Below are 21191 nucleotides of genomic sequence, written 5' to 3' on the forward strand. Positions count from 1 at the left end.
AATAAATTGTTTGATAAATTCACAATATTTATATTTATCAAATGACTGAAAAAAGCCCCTCGTTTTCAATAAAACACTGGAGCCAGGCAGATCAGCCCCGAGAAAAACTACTGTATAAAGGACAAGCCGCTTTGAGTGATGCTGAGTTGGTGGCCATTTTAATTGGTTCTGGAAATAGGGATGAGAGTGCTGTGGCTTTGTGTCAACGTATTTTAAAGCAGGTTGATAACAATCTAAGTGCTTTAGGAAAAATGTCTTTAAAACAATTAATGGACTTTAAAGGCATTGGTGAAGCCAAGGCTATTACTATTTTGGCCGCTTTGGAATTGGGGCGAAGAAGACGTTTAGAGGATGCTCAAAAACAAACAAAAATTAGTTCAAGCAATTCGGTCTTTGAGTTGATGCAACCACTGATTGGAGAATTACAGCATGAAGAATTTTGGATCATTTATTTAAATCATTCAAATAAGGTCATTCAAAAAAATCAATTGAGCAAAGGAGGCATCACGGGAACTTTGGTAGATGTGCGACTGGTTTTAAAACAAGCGCTCGAGTTGGGTGCTACCAGTTTGATCTTAGCTCATAATCATCCGTCAGGTACCCTAAAACCCAGTGAGGCCGACAAAAGAATTACAGAAAAATTGAAAACCGCAGCAAAAGTTTTGGATATAACCGTACTCGACCATCTTATTATCACAGAAAAAGCATACTTTAGTTTTGCAGATGAAACTCTTCTTTAATGTTATTAGTTTATACGCATAACATCTCACCACGTCTCAAATATGTTTTTCGGCATATTTGTACCAGAGTATTGGGTGTTAAAGTCGATTTTACGAACACCATAGAATCCTTTATTGCGCACAATAGCTTAAAAATGTCGTACACCAAACAGCAGTTGGGTAGCGAGTTCTTTATTAAAAGTCATGACATTTTATTTGAACAAGGTTTGAATGATTTCGACATCCATGTTTCTGATTGGGACAACACAAAGTGTTTCTTTCCAAACGGGGAGAAGAGCGCCATACCTTATGATATTTTTGCGGCATCATTTTATTTGTTATCGCGGTATGAAGAATATTTGCCTCATGTGAAAGATGAATACGGTCGGTTTATGGCCACCGAAAGCCTGGCATACAAACATAATTTTTTGCGCCAGCCTGTTGTAGATATCTGGGCATATAAATTCAAAGCCGCCTTACAAAAGCAATTTCCCGACTACGAGTTTCCTGAGCAGCATTACAGCATTAAACCGATTATTGATGTTCCTGTAGCCTATCATTTTAAGTTGAAGGGACTCATGCGTACAACGGGCGGTACCGTTAAAGATTTTTTCAAATTTCGATTACGGGATCTCTACATGCGCTATGCGGTTTTACTTGGGTTTAAACACGATCCTTACGATACATTTAAATACATTATTAACCGTCAGAAGCTAAGTAAATTTAAATTTCTTTTTTTCTTTTTGATTGGAGATTACTCAACTTATGACAAGGGGATCAACCCCAATAAACGCAATTTTGTTTCCCTAATTAAACATGTTGCCGATTATTGTGAAGTCGGATTGAAAGCTTCCTATTTTGCCATCGATGATGCCGAGATACTCAAAAAAGAGAAGAAACGAATGGAAGAAATCATCAATATGCCTTTAAAATCTAGCAGGCAATCATTTTCCCGATTAAATTTACCGGATTCCTATAGAAATTTAATTGAATTAGAAATTCAGGAGGATTATACCATGGGCTATGTTAACCAACTAGGTTTTCGTGCAGGGAGTTGCACACCGTTTTTGTTCTATGATCTGGATTACGAAGTACAAACCCCATTAAAGATTTGTCCTTATCATTTTTTAGATTATGCCCTTTTAAAAGAGCATTCATTACTCGACAAGAAGAAGGCTTTGGGAGCACTAATTGATGAAGTAAAGGCCGTAAATGGTGAATTCACCGCGGTGTTTCATAATTATACTTTTAGCGAGAATGAACGCTGGAACGGCTATAAAGAATTGTTCAATATGATATTAAATTCGGCTCAGGATGAAGATTAAAGGCATAACTGATGTGTTTTTCGATCTAGATCATACGCTTTGGGATTTTGATAAAAATTCAGCGTTAACTTTTGATAAAATATTTAAAAGCAATGCTATTTCGGTGAATTTAAACGAGTTCATTGAAGTTTACGAGCCAATAAATCTGAATTATTGGAAACTTTACAGGGAGAACAGAATAAGCAAATCCGATCTTCGGTTCAAACGTTTGGATGATGCCTTTAGAGCTCTTGACATTGTTTTGGAGGCCGAACAGATCCATATGCTCTCCGAAGATTATATCACCTGGCTCAGTAGTTTCAATCATTTATTCGATCATACTGAAGAGATCCTGAATTATCTAAGTAATCAGTATAAATTACACATCATTACTAACGGTTTTGAGGAGGTTCAGCACAAAAAGTTAACACATTCTAATATCATTCATTATTTCGATACCATTACAAATTCTGAATCGGTTGGGGTTAAAAAACCACATCCGGATATTTTTCATCATGCTTTGAAACAGGCCAACACCAGCAGTGAAAAAAGTGTGATGATTGGCGATAATTATGAAGCCGATGTGCTTGGAGCTCGTGATATAGGCATGGAAGTTATTTTCTTCAACATTAGAAACGATGCTATTGACGAAGTTATTCCTCAGATCAATCATTTATCATTATTGAAAAACTATCTTTAGTATGGTTTTGCATTAGACGACCGCTGAATTTTTAAAATGTATGCTTATCTTTAAATTCTAATTATTATAAAAATAAAAATGAAAACCACGCTATTAACGCTTATTACAAGCTTCATTATAGGTTTCAATGCTTTGGCTCAGACCAGTTTGAATGATTATAAATATGTGATTGTTCCAAAGAAATATGAATTTCTGAAAGAGCCTAATCAATATCAGATCAATGCACTTTCTAAATTTTTATTTAAAAAATATGGTTTTGATGCCTATATGGAAGGCGAACAATTACCTGAAGATTTGCAGAAAAATCGTTGCCTGGCCTTAAATTCTGATTTAGTAGAGGACAGTGGTTTGTTTAAAACAAAATTGAACCTGGTTCTTAAAAATTGTGATGGAGTAGAGGTTTACAAGGGTCCGGAAGGTGAAAGCCGGGAGAAAGATTTTAAAAGAGCTTTTACCGAAGCTACTCGAAATGCCTTTAAGCCTTTAGAATTATTAAATTACAGTTATCAGCCAAAAACCGATATGGTTGCTGAATCTAAACAATCTCAGGACAAGCCAGAAATTAAGAAACCTGAGGCGGAAATGCTTACGGAGGCCCCTAAAAAAAAGCAAAACGAAGTGATCGTTGTTGCTACACCACAAGTTCCCACGGCAATATCCAATACAAGTTCAGAAACCTTATACGCTCAGGAAATCACGAATGGTTATCAGTTAGTTGATAGGTCTCCAAAAGTTGTGTATCGCATGTTCAATACACAAGTTGCAGATGTTTACCTGGTTGAAAATCGATCAGCAGTCATTTACAAGACTAATGGACAATGGATCTACGAGGCTTTAGAAAATGGTGTGGTTTCTCAAAAAGTACTGAATATTAAGTTTTAAGCTTAGTAATCATATTTCGATTTCCAACGATTTTTTAAGAATTCCCGATGCGCTTTCTCACGTGCATTTTCTCCGGGTTCATAAAATCTGGTGTTTTTAATGCTGTCGGGAAGAAACTCCTGATCAACAAAATTATTTGCATAATCGTGGGCGTATTTATAGTCGGCGCCGTATCCTAATTCCTTCATGAGTTTTGTTGGCGCATTGCGTAGATCTAAAGGAATTTGTAGATCGCCGGTTTCTTTAACCATCTGTTGTGCCGCACCAATAGCCTTATAGGAGGCATTACTTTTTGGAGAGCATGCTAAATAAATAGCGCATTGACTCAAAATAATACGAGATTCCGGATACCCAATGGTACTCACAGCTTGAAACGTATTATTAGCAATTACCAAAGCGGTCGGGTTTGCCATACCAATATCCTCACTGGCCGAAATGAGCATACGACGCGCAATAAATTTAACATCTTCACCACCTTCTATCATACGGGCCAGCCAATACACGGCACCATTCGGGTCACTTCCACGAATCGATTTTATGAAAGCCGAAACAATATCGTAGTGCTGTTCACCGGTCTTATCATATTTTACGGTGCTGTTTTGAAGTTTGTCCATTACTAAAGCGTCCGTAATCTCAATGGTATCACTATCGATCGCATTAACAACCAGTTCAAAAAGATTCAATAGTTTTCGGGCATCCCCGCCAGACAATCTAAGTAAAGCTTTCGTTTCTTTTAAGGTGATATTTTTTTTCGAAAGGAACTCATCTGTTTCCAGAGCCCGATTTAAAAGGGTTTCCAGATCTGTTTTTTCAAATGCGTTAAGAATATAAACCTGACACCGCGACAGCAAGGCGGAGATTACCTCAAAACTCGGATTTTCCGTAGTGGCACCAATTAAGGTCACCCAACCTTTCTCTACAGCTTGTAAAAGAGAATCTTGTTGCGATTTACTAAATCGGTGGATCTCATCAATAAATAATATAGGGTTTTTCGTGGTGAACAAGCCACCACTTTGCTTTGCTTTTTCAATAACTTCCCTCACATCTTTTACCCCGGAATTTATGGCACTTAAAGCATAAAAAGGCCGTTCAGATTCAGAAGCTATGATATGAGCCAGCGTTGTTTTTCCGGTTCCCGGAGGTCCCCAAAAAATCATCGATGGAATCAATCCGTGTTTTAAATGTTGGGTTAATGCACCCTTTTCGCCTATCAAATGTGCCTGACTCACATAGTCCTTCAGGTGTTTTGGTCGTAAGCGTTCTGCCAATGGCTCATTTGCATTCATAAACGTAAAATTAAAGCAAAATTTTTAAGTTTTGGGCGTGTCCCCCGATAAAAATCGGGGGTTGTGCTTTCCACACTACACGGTAGTTTGCTATAATCCCTGTCTGCCGGTAGGCAGGACTCACGTAGCATACTGCCAATTTAGCATCAGGCTGCAACTTGGAGTATTATTTGCTATATTTAATCAAATGAAGTCAAAATCACAGTTCCAATTCACTACCGGAGTCGTTGGCTATCCGGTATTTTTCGTTTTATTCCTTTGGATCGTTTTCTGGTTCGAAGTGCGTTTTGGATACAATTTCAACACCTTCGGAATTTACCCGAGAACCTTCGCGGGATTACGAGGAGTTGTTTTGAGTCCGTTTATCCATAGTAGCATAGAACATTTGTACCATAATAGCATGCCTTTACTAATCTTGAGTATGGCTTTATTCTATTTCTATCGTGCTATTGCCTGGCGTGTCTTAATATATGGTGTATTAATTTCCGGATTTCTTACCTGGTGTATTGCAAGACCAGCGTATCATATTGGGGCCAGCGGACTCATTTACGTGCTTTTCAGTTTTATTTTCTTTAAAGGTATCATTGCAAAGAATTATAGATTTGTAGCGCTTTCTCTGGGTGTTATTTTTCTATATGGAAGCATGATCTGGTATGTATTTCCTGTAGAGGAGGGCATGTCGTGGGAAGGTCATTTGGCTGGTTTGATCACCGGACTGGTTTTTGCTTTGTTTTTTAAAAAAGAAATAGCTGGGCGACAAACTTATGCCTGGGAACAACCCGATTTTAAGGAAGCGGATGATCCCTTTTTAAACCATTTTGATGAAGATGGAAATTTTATCGAAACAAAACCTGAAGAAATAGAGGAGGAGGACTCTCAACAGATCATTATCAATTATAATTACAAAAAAAAGAAAAAGGATTAAAGGCGTTGTCTAACGGCTTCATATAAAAAGGCGCCACAAGCAACACTCACATTTAAAGATTCAATCTCCCCTAAAAGAGGCAGTTTAGCTTTATGATCAACCACTTTTAAAATGGATGGGTTGATACCTCGCCCTTCAGAACCCATAACAATGGCTGTAGGTTCTTTAAAGGAAACATCATATAATGTTTGATTGGTTTTCTCAGTAGCAGCTACAACTTTTATACCTGAGGCTTGCATGTAAAACACGGCGTCCTTAATGTGATCTACTTTGCAAATAGGCACTTTAAAAACGGCACCGGCACTGGTTTTAATGGTATCGCCATTTACTGGAGCACCGCCTTTTTTCTGGATAATGATACCATGCACTCCGGTACATTCTGCAGTACGAATGATTGCGCCAAAATTCCGAACATCACTCAATTGATCTAGTAGTAAAAAAAGTGGCGTTTCTCCAGATTCAACAATCTGTAATATCAAGGTCTCCATATCATGAAATTCCACAGGAGAAATTTGTGCTACAGCCCCTTGATGATTCTTTTTTGTAAGTCGGTTTAATTTTTCAACCGGAACATAAGAAGTATTAATGCCTTCAGCACGTATTAGGGATTCCAGCTGGTTGAATAGTTCACCATGAAGTCCTTTTTGTAAAAAAACTTTATCGATGGTCTTTCCTGAAGTTACGGCTTCAATAATAGCCCGTAAACCAAAAATTTGGGTCTGATCTTCCATGGTCTAAAGGTATAAAAAAAGAGCCTGAGAAATCAGGCTCTTTTTAATATTTAAATCGGTGCGTAATTACTTGGTATCAAAAGCAGTTGATTCGCTAGCACCAAAGGCACCGCCGCCGGTAACTTTTACAACACCACCAATGGTTAGGGTGTAGTCACCTAAAACACCACCGTCGTCCATACCATCACTAAATTCATCTGTGAAAACAAGAGTATAATCTCTACCGGCACATAAGGTAATAGATTCGCTTACGGAACCACGTTTGTAATCAGCATAAGTACCAGCTTCAGCCTCAACTACAGTACCTCCTAAAGCGTCAGTAATATACCAACCGGTCTCCTCTGAATAATAATCAAAGTTAATGTCCAGTGTTGCGGTTATTTCTTCACACTGTTGGATGTAATTCACGGTTGTTGATGATCCTGTATTAAGACCTTCCTCCGCCATATCAAATTTGATTACGACAGCGTTGTTACCAATACCCAGATCAACATCGCTTAATGCAACGGATAAGGTACCTTCATTTGTTCCTCCAGGAATAGTTACTGAACCTGGTACGGTAAATGAGCCTGCTGCAGCTGTGGAGTTTGCAGCATCAACAGCGACATTAAATGTTCTGTCTGCTCCTGTTATATTCGAAGTATAAACTGGTATATCTACTGTGGTTGACCCAGAAACAGGAACCGACGTCGAATATGAAGCTTTACCAAATGCAACATAGTTTAGATCTGCCTCAAGCAAGCTGTCCTCACAGCTTTGGATGGTGAACAAAGCCAAAAATGTTACACATATATATATTAATTTTTTCATGAGTTTAAATTTTAATTATTTTGTTCACTAACGAATGGGTTGTTCAAAATTTCAGCTTCTGGAATTTCAAAAGTCATTTTTTCATCATCATAAGGAATAGGAACACCTACAAAAGAAAGGTGATTAGGTCCTCTTGTTCTTGTTTCCTTATTACGCTTCATTTCTAAATAACTTTTACCTTCACCCCATAACTCAATTCTAGTTTGAAGAGAAATTTCATCCAATAAAGCCTGACCGGATAAACCATCCACATAAGAAGCATCAGGTACTCTCAAGTTCATTAAAGCCTTCAGACTCGTTCTGGCCGCCGGTTCGTTTCCTATTTTAGCATTAGCTTCTGCATTAAGTAAGTACATCTCAGCTACACGCATGTAGATATAATCGGCTACAACAGAGGTAGAAGCTCCGTAAGGTGTTCTACTGGCATCATAAAATTTATTTAACGGTTGTAAGAATCTTACAGATGTTGAAACATCATAAAATTGTCCTTTTCTTACATCATCAGCTGGAATTTTATCATAAAGATCTTCATCAATTACTTTATAATCTCCATAAGCTGCGTAGCTATAAGAGAAGTAGTCCATTTGACCCCACCAAGACACCAAATCCAATCCGGAGTCAAGAGTGATATCAGCACCCCACATCCATCCTGGTGTGTTTACATCATTAAATCCGCCTAATACTTCTGTTTCGTTCATTAAAGTGAACTCTCCAGAACCAATGATTTGATCCGTAAGCGTTTTAATTTCTTGGTTTTTATCACCCATAGCACCATATACATAGGCTAAAATTCCTTTGGCTACATTTTGGTTGATTTGAACTTTATCAGTTCTTTCGAAACCGTTTAACAACGAAATTGCAGAGGTCAAATCACTGATCATAAGATCATAAATTTGTGACGCAGGAACTTTAGGCCCATTTTGGTCTTCTAAATCATCATAAAATGGTAAAATATTCTCTGATGGATCATATTTCTTTTGGAAATATTGAGTTAAATAGAAGTAGGAATGCGCTCTAATTGCTTTAGCTTGTCCCATAATGTATTGGTTTTCCACATTTTCAGGAATCGCATCATTACCACCCAAAGCACCAATTACGGTATTCGCTGATCGGATAATTCTGTAATAATATCTCCACACCTGATAATTGTCGGTGTAAGTATAATCTTGAGTACACTGATATTCAGTGATACTTGCACGGTACCATCCATAAGTACTTACGGAAAGAGCCATATCACTGGATAACATATCAGCGAAAATGTCATAACCTTTCTGACCGAAATCATCGTGACCACCGGTGCCCCCTGTGCCTGTCTGGAACATCAAGGCATAAATACCTGACATGGTTCCTGCGATTACATCAGGGTTTTTAGAAGCGGCTTCAGCAACTTGTTGCGTTGTGATAAACTCCGAAGGTTCCTTTTCTAAAAAGTCTTTACTACAGCTATTTGATAGTATTAAGGTCGCTGTAACTAACGTTAATTTAAATATATTTTTCATATTCTTTTTTTTTTAAAATTTAACTCTAACACCTAAGGTGAAAGTACTTAAAGGAGCGTAAAGTCTACGACCTGAGTTACCACTTTCACTAGTAGTTGGGTTGAAACCGTTTCTCTTGGTTTTGATAAATAAATTATCTCCAGAAGCCCAAATATTTAAGGAATTAATACCTGTATTCTTAATGAATTTTTCTGGGAATGTATAGCCAAGTAAAACGTTGTTAAGTGCTAAATAATCTGTTTTTGTTAAAAAACGAGATGACGTAGAAGTACTGTTTTGGTCAATACCGTCGGCTAATCTTGGTACACTAGTAATATCACCTGGTTGCATCCATCTGTTTAGAATGTCTTGGTGGTAGTTATTACCTAAAGTACCAAAACGGTCACTCATTAATTCTGCGTATTGCGCATCATATGCCCAACCTCCAATACTGTAAGTAAACTGAGCTGCAAAATTAAAGTTACCAAACGTACTTGCTAATCTGAAAGCACCACGTAAATCTGGAATTGCACTTTTGTTTATATAAACATTAGCGGCATCAGCATAGTTTGTAGTCGTTCTTTTTTTGATATTAGCTCCAGGCACTAAAGTTTGATACTCTACAATAGAACCAGTTCTGTTTTGAAGATTTGTATCTACCGGAACCCAAGGACTATTTGAGTTAGATGAAGGTTCACCCGCATCTAATACGTTGTTATTGTTGATATCATCATAATATTGGTACCACATTGGTGCTCCATTTGAAGGGTCAACACCTGCATATTCTCTCATATAAAAATCAAAGATAGATCGACCTACAGAGTAACCGTAAAATGCGGCAGAGTTATCTAAAATCTTCTGTTCTCCTGTAGCAGGGTCTAAAGGCATTCTAGTAATCTCATTGGTTAAGATCTCACCATTAGCCGTAAGGTCTAAAGTAAAGTCTTTGTTATCAATGATATGACCGGTTAAATCAAATTCTATACCTTTATTAGTTAATTCTCCGTCGTTAACCGTAATTACAGCAATACCTGCAGAAGGTCCTACACGTCTATCAAATAATAAATTATCAGTTCTTTTGTCGTAGTAGTCAACACTACCGTCTAAAAATGATCCCAGGCTAAATTCAACACCAGCTTGGAACATTTTCGAAGTTTCCCATGTTAGATCAGGGTTACCATTTGTATTCGCAGAAATAGCAATACCATTTAATAAAGATGTTGTAAACGTGTCATAACCATCATAATAACCTAAACCGGCTTGATCACCATTCACACCGTAAGAACCTTTCACCTTTAAGAAAGAGAAAATGGTATTTTTCATGAAGTCCTCATTTGAAACTACCCAGGCAGCTCCAACAGATCCAAATGTTCCCCATTTATCATTAACAAATCTTGAAGATCCATCAGTTCTTAACGATGCGGTTAAGAAGTACTTATCTCTATAGTTATAATTGATTTGAGAGAAATATGATTCAATGCTGAAACCTTCTTCAAAACCAGTAGGAGGCGATAGGTTAAAAAGGAAGTTATCCAGTTCTAACAAACCATCCACAACAACCAAGGCTTTAGATTGAGTTGATTCGTGAAATGTAAAATCAGTAGTTTCGTGAGCTGCTAATGCTTCAACAGAGTGATCTCCAAACTTTTTATTAAATCTTAATAATTGCAAAAAGTTCTGATTCCAGCGTTCTCTATCTCTAACAAACAAACTTCCAGGGTTATCACCTGTTGATCCTCCTCCATAAAAAGGGTTAGAATAATTTTTGTAATGCTCAATAGAGTATTGAGAACCGTAACGAGTTTCTAATGTCAAATAATCAGTGAATGTAATATTCATAGATAAATTGGTGTTCAATTCGTGTCTTTTAAAACCAACACGGTCATATAATGCCGTAGCAATTGGGTTTAACCCGTCTGATTGGTTTCTAGCACGATATCCTGAAATATTACCAAAGTCATACACATTACCGCCAAAAATAGGATCTGGTACTAACTGGTAGTTATCATCTCTTAAAAATACTGGGAAAATAGGTGCTGTTTTATCTGCAAATTCAAACACGTTTTCAGAACCTACAGTTTGTCCGTTATTTCTACTAATAGAATAAGCATAACCTAAGTTTGCACCAATATTTAGCCATTTTTTGATATCTGAATCAACTTTTAAACGGGTATTATAACGGTCATAACCAGTGTTGATGGCGTATCCGTCATCATTCAAATAACCCAAAGAAAAGTAGTAGTTAGATTTATCTGATCCACCGCCCATTCTTAAACTTCCTTCTTTTCTGTAAGCAGAATCAAAGGCAGCGTCTGAGTATAAAAGTGGTGTATATCTTCTAGTTACATTAGGTCTTACAGTATGAGTTACAGGGTCAATTAATTCGCTGGCAGAATTTACATTCCACATGTTGTACCCCGGATCTAAATACCCAGCGCTAAATAAGTTTGCGTTGGCAAATGCAACGGGATCAGCCTGACCAGAAATAACACCTCTGTTATAAATACCTTCCCATGCAAGACCGATATACTGTTCAGGATTTCTGATAACGTTATAACGCGGAATTAACTGATCGTTGATACCGGTTTTAACTTCAACTTCAATGTAAGAATCTTTAGAAGACCCTGATTTTGTATTGATTAAAATTACACCGTTAGCACCACGAGAACCATAAATAGCAGTTGCAGTTGCATCTTTTAACACGGTTGTACTTTTAATATCCGATGGAGCAATAGCATTCAAACTACCATTGTACGGAACACCGTCAACCACATAAAGCGGACTTCTGTTACCGTTAACAGAACCATAACCTCTGATTCGTACTGTTGATGTTGTACCAGGTTGTCCCGAAGTATTAATTACAGTTACACCGGCAACCTCACCATTTAATGCTTGAGAAATGTTAGAAACGTTTTTAATTTCTAATTCCTTGGCATCAACCGTTTTCACAGTACCTGCAAAGGCTTGTTTGGTAGAGGTACCATAACCTACGATCAGAACTTCTTCAAGCGATTCTGTGCTTTCTTCCATAGTTACATTGATCGTGTTAGAGCTACCTACTGCAACTTCTCTTGTGGTATACCCAACAAAAGTGAACACTAAGGTAGAACCCTGTGCAGCTTTAATTGAGTATTTTCCATCAAAATCTGTTGATGTACCTGTAGAGGTACCTTTAATTAAAACAGTAGCTCCAGGTAAAGGGAGGCCAGTTGCATCTGATACCGTACCTGAAATTGTTTTTTCTTGTGCAAAAGAAATTTGCACCACAAACGCCAGTAAAAGCGTTAGCAATCCACTAAACTTTGTTTTCATTATTATAATTATTAGAGTTAGTCAAGTCCAAAAATCTTAATAAATAGTTAATAAAACAACAAAACACCGTTAAAATTTGAGGTAAAATTGAGGAATTAGGCAGTATTCCTTAAAAATTTAACACAGGGGTAAGAAAAAACTGATATTAATATTAAAGTTTTAAGGTAGATTTTTCAATATTTTGTTAGGATTTTACTTGAATTAAACGCTGTTAAAAATGCTTATTTTTCAAAAATATATCTGACGAGTTTCTTCTAAATTAGAATTTGAATAATGAGTTAATCTTCAAGGTTTTTGTGTTGTTTTTTGAAAAGAGCTTTAATTTGTAATCTATTTTTTGTCAAACTCCTGAACATAAAAATATATTTTTTATCATTTTCTCAGTTTGAATTTCAATTTTATCGGTTTTTTTTGATACTCAAGCTTAAATTATGTACTTTCAAAAAATCAATCAACAAACAAAATTTTCGAGACTTATTTGAAATTTAATTTTTAAATAGCTCTACTACACTGCTAACACTACTTCTTTTGAAAAAATTACTAGTTATAATTGTTTTTCTTATGGCTTCTATGGGCTTCGCCCAAAAGGAATCTGCGAACTGGTATTTTGGTGTTTTTGCTGGTATGCAATTCAAAACCAATACACCAACACCTTTGTTGGATGGGAAGCTGTCTACAAGTGAAGGTTGTGCTACCATCTCAAATTCAAATGGAGATCTTTTATTCTACACGGATGGTGTTCAAGTTTGGGACAGGAAACATGATTTAATGCCTAATGGTTTTGGACTATTTGGTCATAGTTCAAGCACCGAGTCGGCAATTATTATCCCAAAACCCGGAACAACAACGCATTACTACATTTTTACTGTAGATCTTCCTAGTTATTATTTAAAAGATGTGCCTGAAATACATGGTGTCAATTACTCTGAGGTGGATCTGAATTTGAATAATGGATTTGGAGATATTGTGCCCGGTACCAAAAACACACCGTTGATTACCTACAACCCTAACAACGCCACCGAGAAGGAGTTCAAATCTACAGAAAAGATTACTGCAGTAGCCCATAGTGATGGAACCTCTATTTGGGTGATTACCTATTTTATAAATAAGTTTTTAGCTTTCAAGGTTGACTATAACGGTGTAAATGTTAATCCCGTAATTTCTACAGTTCCGGAATCTGTAAATCCTGTTATAAATGCCGAAGGTGTAAATATTTCTGCAATAGGCTACTTAAAAGCGTCTCCCGATGGCAGTAAACTCGCAATTGCCCATAGTTCAACGTTTGCCGGTAGCCCGCGTTCCGGACGAAAAAAATCAGGAAAAGTTTTACTTTATGATTTTGATGACTCAAGTGGCGGCGTAACAAACCAAAGAATTTTATTAACGAACGCCTATCCGTATGGGGTGGAGTTTTCCCCAAATTCGAAGTTATTGTATATTACAAATAATGTTTTTAATGAATCAGACGATTTTGTTGAAGGAAATTTGTTTCAATATGACGTTACTAGTTCTAATGTTGCAAATTCCAGAAAAACAATAAGCACGACTCAAAATATAGCGGGGGCTTTGCAATTAGCTCTTAATGGAAAAATATATAGGGCGGGGTACAAGGTAGCTACTGTTGGTACAAGTCTATCTGTAATTGATAATCCGGATATTCCGGGAACGGCTTGTAATTATTCTGAGAATTCAGTTGGCCTTGGTGGAAATAACAAATATGTCCGACTGGGATTACCACCTTTCATACAATCTATTTTCCTCTTTACATTCGATTACGAATTTACTTGTTTAGGTGATGCAACCCATTTTTACATTACAACAGATGACGTTTATGACACTGTGCTTTGGGACTTTGGAGATGGTGAAACATCTACTTTAGAAGAACCTTATCATGAATATACTGTGCCAGGAAATTACCAGGTAAGTTTAACTTTATTTCAAAACGGGGTGAAACGCGATCCCTTTATTAAGTCTATTTTTATTCAGGAAGCACCCCAGGTTTTAGATACGACATACGATTTGGTTCAATGTGATTCTTATGACGGCGACCCCAATGATGGTATAGCTACCTTCGATTTAGATCAAGCTAATGAGCCGATAAGCCTGGGTAATGGAGCTGATGTTAAAGTATTTTATTATCACACCCAAAATGACGCTGTTAACGATACGCTTAAAGTAAATGGGCTTGGTCCAATCTATAAAAATCAATCGCCGGATGAAGTATTGTATGCCAAAGTATATGGGTTAACTTCAGATTGTTATAACCTTGCCACAGTAAAACTAAAAACCACACAACCTGTAAATGTAGGTGTTCAAGAACTTTTTTCCTGCGATTATGATAACGATGGTGTTGCTGATTTTGATTTAGCCGCTAAGGCTGCTGAAATCAAAAGTCAATTGAATCTTTCTACCAATGTAGAAATTACGTTTTATAAAACGGCCAGTGCAGCTGCGGTTGGACGTAATAACTTACCAGATATATACGCTTCAAATACAGACGATATTTATATTCGTGTTGAATCAGACAATAGTTGCTACGGCGAGGGGACTTTACAACTTTTTGTGAAGTCGTTTCCGGAGTTAGCTGATCAGGATATTCAAATTTGTAAAACAGAATATCCGTATACAATTTCGTCAGGAATGAATCCAGCACTGCGGAATGATTATTCTTATATATGGAATACAGGCGCTACAACACCGGAAATAATGGTAGAGGCACCCGGAGCTTATGAAGTTCTGGTTTATGACCCGAACGTTGATTGTGAACAAACCGTTTTAGTAAATGTGAAAGAATACGAATTACCTTTGATTCAGGATCTAAATATTGATGGGCATAGTATCAATGTTGCTCTTGGCAATACACCAACAGAAGTTTTTCTGTATGCTTTAGATGATCCTAATGGTGAATTTCAGGATTCAGGATTATTTACAGGTATCAGGGAAGGGGAACATGAGTTGTTCGTAAAAGATGCGAATAGTTGTCAAATGGTATCAAAATCATTTTATATTTTCGGCTTTCCAAAATATTTTACGCCAAACAATGACGGATCTAATGATGTTTGGAATGTTTATGGCCTAGATCGTGATAAATACGATATTAGTGTACTCTACATCAAAATATTTGATCGTTATGGTAAGTTGTTAAAGACATTCAATCCATTCCTTACCGCAGGTTGGGACGGGACCTTCAATGGTAAACTTTTAACACCTGACGATTATTGGTATTATATGCAATTACCGAACGGCGAAGAATACAGAGGGCATTTTTCACTTAAAATTTAGTTTTAATTCCAAACTGTATTTGTCAGCCATTCAATACCATCCCGTAAATATGAAACGTAATCGCATGGCTGGTAATGGTCTAATCCCGGTGCTACCACAAAGGTGATGTCTGAACCAGCGTTAATAGAGGCATCTACGTAACCTTGTGTAGTGGCTAATGGAAATAATTGATCGTTCTCCCCGTGAATGACATACAACGGTTTTTGAATGGCTTCTATGGAGCCATCATTTTTAACCGTATTATAAGAGGTAGCCATTGGAATTGCGGCTGAAAACATATCAGGGAAATATTGCATATAGAACCAGCTTCCATTGCCGCCATCACTGTAGCCTGTTATAGCTGTTTTTGTTGTATCAACATATAGGTAAGAGGTAGCAAGATCATAGAGGGCTAATATCTGAATTTGATTATTTACCTCATACCACAATTTCCCATCGCTGTTGGGACTAATAATATAGGCATCTAAAATCCCATCGGTTGCAGGTTCAATTAAACAACCCGTACTTTTATGAATATCGGCTGATACCGTTCGTGCTGATCCATGTAAATTAAAAATGAGTGGTTTTTTGTTGGTGTCGCTGGCACCTTCAGGTACAATAACCCTAAATTTCCAAAAGAGACCTTCTGTTAAGGATTCTAGCTGAACATCGTTTATACCTGGTTGTAAGTTTAAGTTTTGGAAATCATTTCGAACATCTTGTTCAGTACGCGGTAGGTCTGGGTTTGTATTACCGCCTGTATTATCAAATTCTCCTTCAAAATTTACATCGGATTTATTACAGCCTACCAGACTGATTACCATAGCCGCAATTATGCCTATCGTTTTTAGTTGGTTCATTTTGGTTTTTTTAAAGTTCTTCTTTTTATTAAGACTGAAATTAATGGTAATTGTTACAATAACAAATATTTAAATAAAAAAAGCTGCCCCAATTGGAGCAGCTTTTAAAATTATTAACAAAATTATTTAGGAATTAATTAGCGTCCCAGAATAATTTAGTTGTTTGCTCGTCACCACCGATAGCAGTTGAACCTGCCATCCAGTTAGCTTCATTTAAGTTTTGTTCGTTTACTGGATATGTGTAACGTGTTGGTACAGGTAATCCACTAATAGCAGGAAGATTTAGAGTAGGAGCATCGTACATTCTCCAAACTGTCCATCCCTCAAAACCTCTGTTGTACATAGCCAACCAAAATTGCGTACCTATTTTTTCTCTCCAGTCTCCCGAAGCTGTAGCGTATGCTACTTCAGGCTTGGCTAAATAAGATGCAACGTCTGCTACACCCCAATAATCGAAAGATGCTGTGATCCCGTTATTGTAGTGTTCTTCAGCAGTACCTCCAACAGACCAACCTCTGGCTGCAGCATCAGCAAGGTAAAAAGATACCTCTGCGTAATCCATTAAGGAAGCTGGATTCGTTGGATCAGTTAGCATGTCACCTACGTGAGTATAACTTTCGTAAGAGTTGTTTTCTCCGTAAGGACCGCCGTCGTACGTATCAGGCCCTAAGTTCTCGTTAAAGTAAACAGGTCTTCTTGGATCATCTAATCCATTCATGATATCTACCAGGGTATTCGCAGCTACGAAATCGTTTCTACCAGACTGCACTAATGAAGTCCAAACTGGGTTTGGATTCGAAGTTCCTAAATAAACGAATGATGCATTATCTGCGTTTGAGCTAAATACACCAGCACTATAAGCACTTTCAACAGCAGATTTAGCAACTGTAGCATTTGAATCAGCTAAACGGATACCTATTCTTAATTTTAATGATGCTGCAAATTTGTGCCAAGCACTTACATCACCACCATATAGGTTATCGATAGAGAAACCTTCACCGCTTCCACCAAGGTCTGCAATAGCTGCATCTATACGAGATAATAAATCAGTATAAATTGTAGCTGCGTCATCATAAGCAGGAAGTGGATAGGTACCGGCATCCAAAGCTTGAGAATAAGGAATGTCTCCAAAGGTATCTACCATTTGTTGCCACGTATAAACTAAAAGTACTTCAGTTTGTGCCATTCTTACAGTTTTATCTGCTGCTGACATATCACTTTCCATAACTATGTTCTGAGCGTCTGTTAAGTCTAATAATACATCTCTGTACATTTCAGACCAGTGATTTTGAGGAATATTTCTATTCGTTAAATCGAAGTTCGCCTCATCTGTATACGTGGTTTCTGTCCAATATTGACTAAACATCCTGTAAACATTCGTGTTTACGTTGGTGCTCGTCATTTGATCTACCAAACTCTTCATAGCGTCATTAAAAAGGAATGCCGCGTCAACCTGAGTTGGATTTTTCGGATCTCTGTTGTAGTTCTCATATTGGTTGTCACTCATACATGACGCCAAGACTACCAGAGATAAAATTGTTATAAATATTTTTCTCATAATTTATTTTTTTAGAACTTAAGTTTAAGATTAGCTCCAACTTCTTTTACCGCTGGATATGAACCTGATTGGTATCCTTGAATGTTACCCGCACCTAAACCAGCTTCTGGGTCTGCATAAGGAACACTCTTGTCAATGATCCATAAGTTTCTACCGATTACTGATAACGAAGCACTAGTAAATGGAGTTTTACCTAATATATTATCAGTGAAGTTGTAAGTTAAACTTACCTCTCTCAGTTTTACAAATCCAGCATCATAAACGTGAGCTGCATTAGGAGCCCGGGCATATCCCCAACCGTTGGCGTACCAACCTACATAGTTTCTTGTTTGGTTTGGAGATCCGTCAGCATTTACACCTGGTAAAATAACACCACCACTATCAGCACCGTAGTTACCGGCAGTTCCAGTAATAGGATCTCTTACAGGGTTGCCTAGATCGTTAGTTCCAGCAGAGAAATCGTATAAACCAGTTGCATAACCATACCAAGTATCAAGAGAGAATACATCACCTCCTTTTTGGATATCGATTAAGAAACTTAAGTTAAGATTTTTGTATGTGAAACTGTTGAAAACACCACCCGTCCAATCAGGGTTAATATCTCCAATTACTACGTTATTATCACTTGTTCTTTGGTAAGCACCTACATAAGATCCACTAGGAGCGTCATCTGCTGTATAAATAGTTGGCTGACCGTTAGTGTAAACATAGTCTCTACCTCTAATAGTACCGTAAGGCTGACCAGGAGTTGCATTCAACGATACACCACCTTGGAAAGAACCTAACTGTAAGTTGTCTATACCATCAGTAAGCTCAACAACTAAACTTTCGTTCTTAGCCCAGTTTAAAGTTACATCCCAGGCAAAATTTTCAAGTTTGATTGGCGTTACATTGAATTGTACTTCCCAACCTTTGTTTTGAATAGTACCTGCGTTAAGTAATGCCGATGTATAACCTGTAGCATTTGATACCGGTACACTTGTAATCTGGTTGATGTTTTTAGCATCGTAGTACGTTACATCAAATCCTAAACGGTTATCCAAGAACTTCATTTCTAAACCAATTTCCCAGTTTTTCTGTTCTTCAGGTAATAAATTACGATTTGAACGTGCTCCCGGGTTACTTGCTAAACCACCATTAAATGGAGGTGTTACAATATTGTAAGAGTTGAATACTCTGTATGGATCAGTATCATTACCTACGATACCGTAGTTTCCTCTTAATTTACCGAAGCTCAACCAATCTGCGTCCATAATTTGCGAGAAAATCAAAGATCCTGTAATAGACCAGTAATCATAAGTGTTTTTCGCTTTTGGAAGAGCAGATGATCTATCTACACGGTAAGTTCCTTCTATGTAAGCAAAATTGTCATATCCTAAACTTGCTTGTCCATAAATACCGTCAACCATTTTGGTTGCGTCATACTCAGCAGTTGTAATAGGTCCTGAGCTGTTTGAAAGAGAATATAAGCTTTTTAATAATAAACCATCGTTGGTAGTACCAGTGATAGTGTTCCAATCATTTCTTCTTAATGTGAAACCTACTGTACCTGCAAGATTTAATTTCTCAGTTAAATCTTTATTGAAGTTCAACATTAAATCGTAGTTATACTCAGATACATTTCTGTTTCTTCTTGTATAATCTGGAATGTTAGAACTTCCAACGTTTGTTCTCTCTTCTTGTAATTCAGCATAAGAGTCGAAAGTGAATCGGCCCATAACTGACAACCAATCTGTTAATTCATAATCTAGAACAACGTTACCAAAGAAACGATTTCTTGTATCGGTTTCGTAGTTTTCGTAGAATGTCCAGTATGGGTTATCAGAGTAAATTGGTGTTGGATTATCAAATCCGTAAACGTTCCAAGTTGTATTCTGTCTTGTTGCGAAATAACTTTCTTTTTGCTCTTTAAAATCAACGTTCATTTGCGACCATTGTCTGAACTGTTGCATGATGTTGTTGGAGTCATAACCTGTACCGTAACGTCCTTTACCATCAGTTTTAGTAAAGTTGAAAACCGTAGAAACTGTTAATTTATCAGTTAAATCCTGAGATCCATTAAAGTTGATAGAGTTTCTTTTAACCTCTGAATTTGGTAAGTTACCAGTTTGCATCATGTTGGTTAAACCTAAACGGAATGAACCAGTTTCACTACCACCATCAAGGGATACAGAATTAACTGCAGTTGTAGATGTTTCCCAAACATAGTTTGGATCATGAGCACCTGCTACCCATGGTGTAGCTTGTTTGTAAGTATCTAATTCCGGGTAAACAGAATTCCATTGATACACTAATAAGTTAGGATCGAAAGCGGCACCGTAAGATGCATCTTCTGTAAATACTGTTGTTACATCATCAATTCCATCACCATTTACATCATATAATCCAAAATAGTTTCCAGGGCCATCGTAAAACGGACCGTAACCAGCTCCATATTTTTTCTGGTATGTTGGTAAAGTTGTTTTATCAACTGTACCCATCATTAAACTTGAATTGATGGTAACACCAAGACCTTTGTTCTTGCTTCCTTTTTTAGTTGTAATCATGATTACACCGTTGGCAGCTCTAGAACCGTATAATGCAGATGCAGCAGCACCTTTCAATACGTTGATGGACTCAATGTCATCTGGGTTAATATCTCCGGCAGCGTTACCAAAGTCATAACCACCACGTCCAGTAGCCTGGCTACCTGTGTTTGGCGTATCGTTGTTAATTGGCACACCATCTACAACAAATAGCGCCTGGTTGTTTCCTGCAATCGATGCATTACCACGAATCACCGCGTTTACAGAACCACCTAAGGTACCAGATGCTTTAATGTCCAGACCGGCAACTTTACCGGAAAGAGAGTTCACGAAGTTTTGGCTTTGTACCTTCGATACGGCATCACCCGCAACCTCCTGAGTGGCATAACCTAAACTCTTTTTCTCTCTTTTAATACCTAAGGCTGTTACCACCACTTCTTCAAGGGCTTCAGCATCCTCAGACATCTGAACGTTAATGGTACTGGAGGCCCCTACAACAACTTCTTTGGTTGTATACCCTACAAAACTAAAAACCAAGGTAGAACCTTGACTTGTTTGAATAGAATAATTACCGTCGAAATCTGTTGAGGTACCATTAGCTGTACCTTTTACTAAAACAGTGGCACCAGGAAGTGGTAAGCCCGAAGCATCGGTCACCGTTCCTGAAACTGTCTTTTCTTGTGCAAATGTTAGTTGCACGACAAACGCTAGTAATAGCGTTAGAATTCCACTAAACTTTGTTTTCATTTTATAATTATTTGAATTAGTCAATGCCAAAAATCATAATAAAAAGTTAATTAAACAATAAATAACGGTTAAATTTTGCTTTTGGCATCTAAA

The 21191-nt window shown here is 37.4% G+C and carries 14 protein-coding genes; 6 read left to right on the plus strand and 8 right to left on the minus strand.

What is annotated here, in order from left to right:
- The first annotated feature begins 41 nt into the window (after window positions 1–41).
- The 4 genes from radC (at window position 42) to ABD682_RS06330 (ending at window position 3605) form a co-directional block, all read left to right on the plus strand.
- Complete coding sequence (gene radC, locus ABD682_RS06315; protein WP_344740216.1) at window positions 42–740, plus strand: RadC family protein; 699 nt, start codon at window positions 42–44, stop codon at window positions 738–740.
- Window positions 740–2044 (plus strand): polysaccharide deacetylase family protein, encoded by a 1305-nt coding sequence (locus ABD682_RS06320; RefSeq protein ID WP_344740218.1) that lies wholly within the window; start codon window positions 740–742, stop codon window positions 2042–2044. The genes radC and ABD682_RS06320 overlap by 1 nt, the downstream gene beginning before the upstream one ends.
- Window positions 2034–2723 carry a YjjG family noncanonical pyrimidine nucleotidase gene (locus ABD682_RS06325; protein ID WP_344740220.1) on the plus strand — a complete coding sequence of 230 codons (690 nt, stop codon included), beginning with the start codon at window positions 2034–2036 and terminating at the stop codon, window positions 2721–2723. Before ABD682_RS06320 ends, ABD682_RS06325 begins: the two co-directional genes overlap by 11 nt.
- A 78-nt stretch (window positions 2724–2801) precedes the next feature.
- A complete protein-coding gene (locus ABD682_RS06330) occupies window positions 2802–3605 on the plus strand; it encodes a hypothetical protein (RefSeq protein ID WP_344740222.1) in 804 nt (267 codons plus the stop codon).
- Window positions 3606–3607: 2 nt separating this feature from the next.
- On the opposite strand, the gene ABD682_RS06335 is transcribed toward ABD682_RS06330, so the two are convergent.
- The gene (locus ABD682_RS06335) at window positions 3608–4891 is read right to left on the minus strand and encodes a replication-associated recombination protein A (protein WP_344740224.1); all 1284 of its coding nucleotides are present in this window, start codon (window positions 4889–4891) and stop codon (window positions 3608–3610) included.
- Between the two features lie 187 nt (window positions 4892–5078).
- Between ABD682_RS06335 and ABD682_RS06340 the strand changes: the two genes are divergently transcribed.
- Window positions 5079–5816 carry a rhomboid family intramembrane serine protease gene (locus tag ABD682_RS06340; protein ID WP_344740226.1) on the plus strand — a complete coding sequence of 246 codons (738 nt, stop codon included), beginning with the start codon at window positions 5079–5081 and terminating at the stop codon, window positions 5814–5816.
- Here ABD682_RS06340 and rlmB read toward each other — a convergent pair.
- From rlmB to ABD682_RS06360, 4 genes are all read right to left on the minus strand, one after another.
- Window positions 5813–6547, minus strand: coding sequence for a 23S rRNA (guanosine(2251)-2'-O)-methyltransferase RlmB (rlmB, locus tag ABD682_RS06345; RefSeq protein WP_344740228.1), 735 nt, complete (start codon window positions 6545–6547; stop codon window positions 5813–5815). The two genes, ABD682_RS06340 and rlmB, sit on opposite strands and share 4 nt — an antisense overlap.
- Before the next feature lie 66 nt (window positions 6548–6613).
- Complete coding sequence (locus ABD682_RS06350) at window positions 6614–7357, minus strand: hypothetical protein (RefSeq protein ID WP_344740230.1); 744 nt, start codon at window positions 7355–7357, stop codon at window positions 6614–6616.
- 11 nt (window positions 7358–7368) lie between these two features.
- Window positions 7369–8856: a RagB/SusD family nutrient uptake outer membrane protein gene (locus ABD682_RS06355; RefSeq protein ID WP_344740232.1), complete on the minus strand. Its 1488-nt coding sequence runs from the start codon at window positions 8854–8856 to the stop codon at window positions 7369–7371.
- A 12-nt stretch (window positions 8857–8868) separates the two neighbouring features.
- Window positions 8869–12126 (minus strand): SusC/RagA family TonB-linked outer membrane protein, encoded by a 3258-nt coding sequence (locus ABD682_RS06360; RefSeq protein ID WP_344740234.1) that lies wholly within the window; start codon window positions 12124–12126, stop codon window positions 8869–8871.
- A 549-nt stretch (window positions 12127–12675) separates the two neighbouring features.
- On the opposite strand from ABD682_RS06360, the gene ABD682_RS06365 reads away from it, so the two are divergent.
- Window positions 12676–15429: a T9SS type B sorting domain-containing protein gene (locus ABD682_RS06365; protein ID WP_344740236.1), complete on the plus strand. Its 2754-nt coding sequence runs from the start codon at window positions 12676–12678 to the stop codon at window positions 15427–15429.
- Between the two features lie 2 nt (window positions 15430–15431).
- On the opposite strand, the gene ABD682_RS06370 is transcribed toward ABD682_RS06365, so the two are convergent.
- From ABD682_RS06370 to ABD682_RS06380, 3 genes are all read right to left on the minus strand, one after another.
- A complete protein-coding gene (locus ABD682_RS06370; RefSeq protein WP_344740238.1) occupies window positions 15432–16268 on the minus strand; it encodes a dienelactone hydrolase family protein in 837 nt (278 codons plus the stop codon).
- A gap of 133 nt (window positions 16269–16401) precedes the next feature.
- On the minus strand, window positions 16402–17826 hold the full coding sequence (locus ABD682_RS06375; RefSeq protein WP_344740240.1) for a SusD/RagB family nutrient-binding outer membrane lipoprotein: 1425 nt from the start codon (window positions 17824–17826) through the stop codon (window positions 16402–16404).
- 11 nt (window positions 17827–17837) lie between these two features.
- Complete coding sequence (locus ABD682_RS06380; protein WP_344740242.1) at window positions 17838–21098, minus strand: SusC/RagA family TonB-linked outer membrane protein; 3261 nt, start codon at window positions 21096–21098, stop codon at window positions 17838–17840.
- Between the last annotated feature and the right edge of the window lie 93 nt (window positions 21099–21191).

Source organism: Gaetbulibacter aestuarii (assembly GCF_039537665.1).
Taxonomy (GTDB): domain Bacteria; phylum Bacteroidota; class Bacteroidia; order Flavobacteriales; family Flavobacteriaceae; genus Gaetbulibacter_A; species Gaetbulibacter_A aestuarii.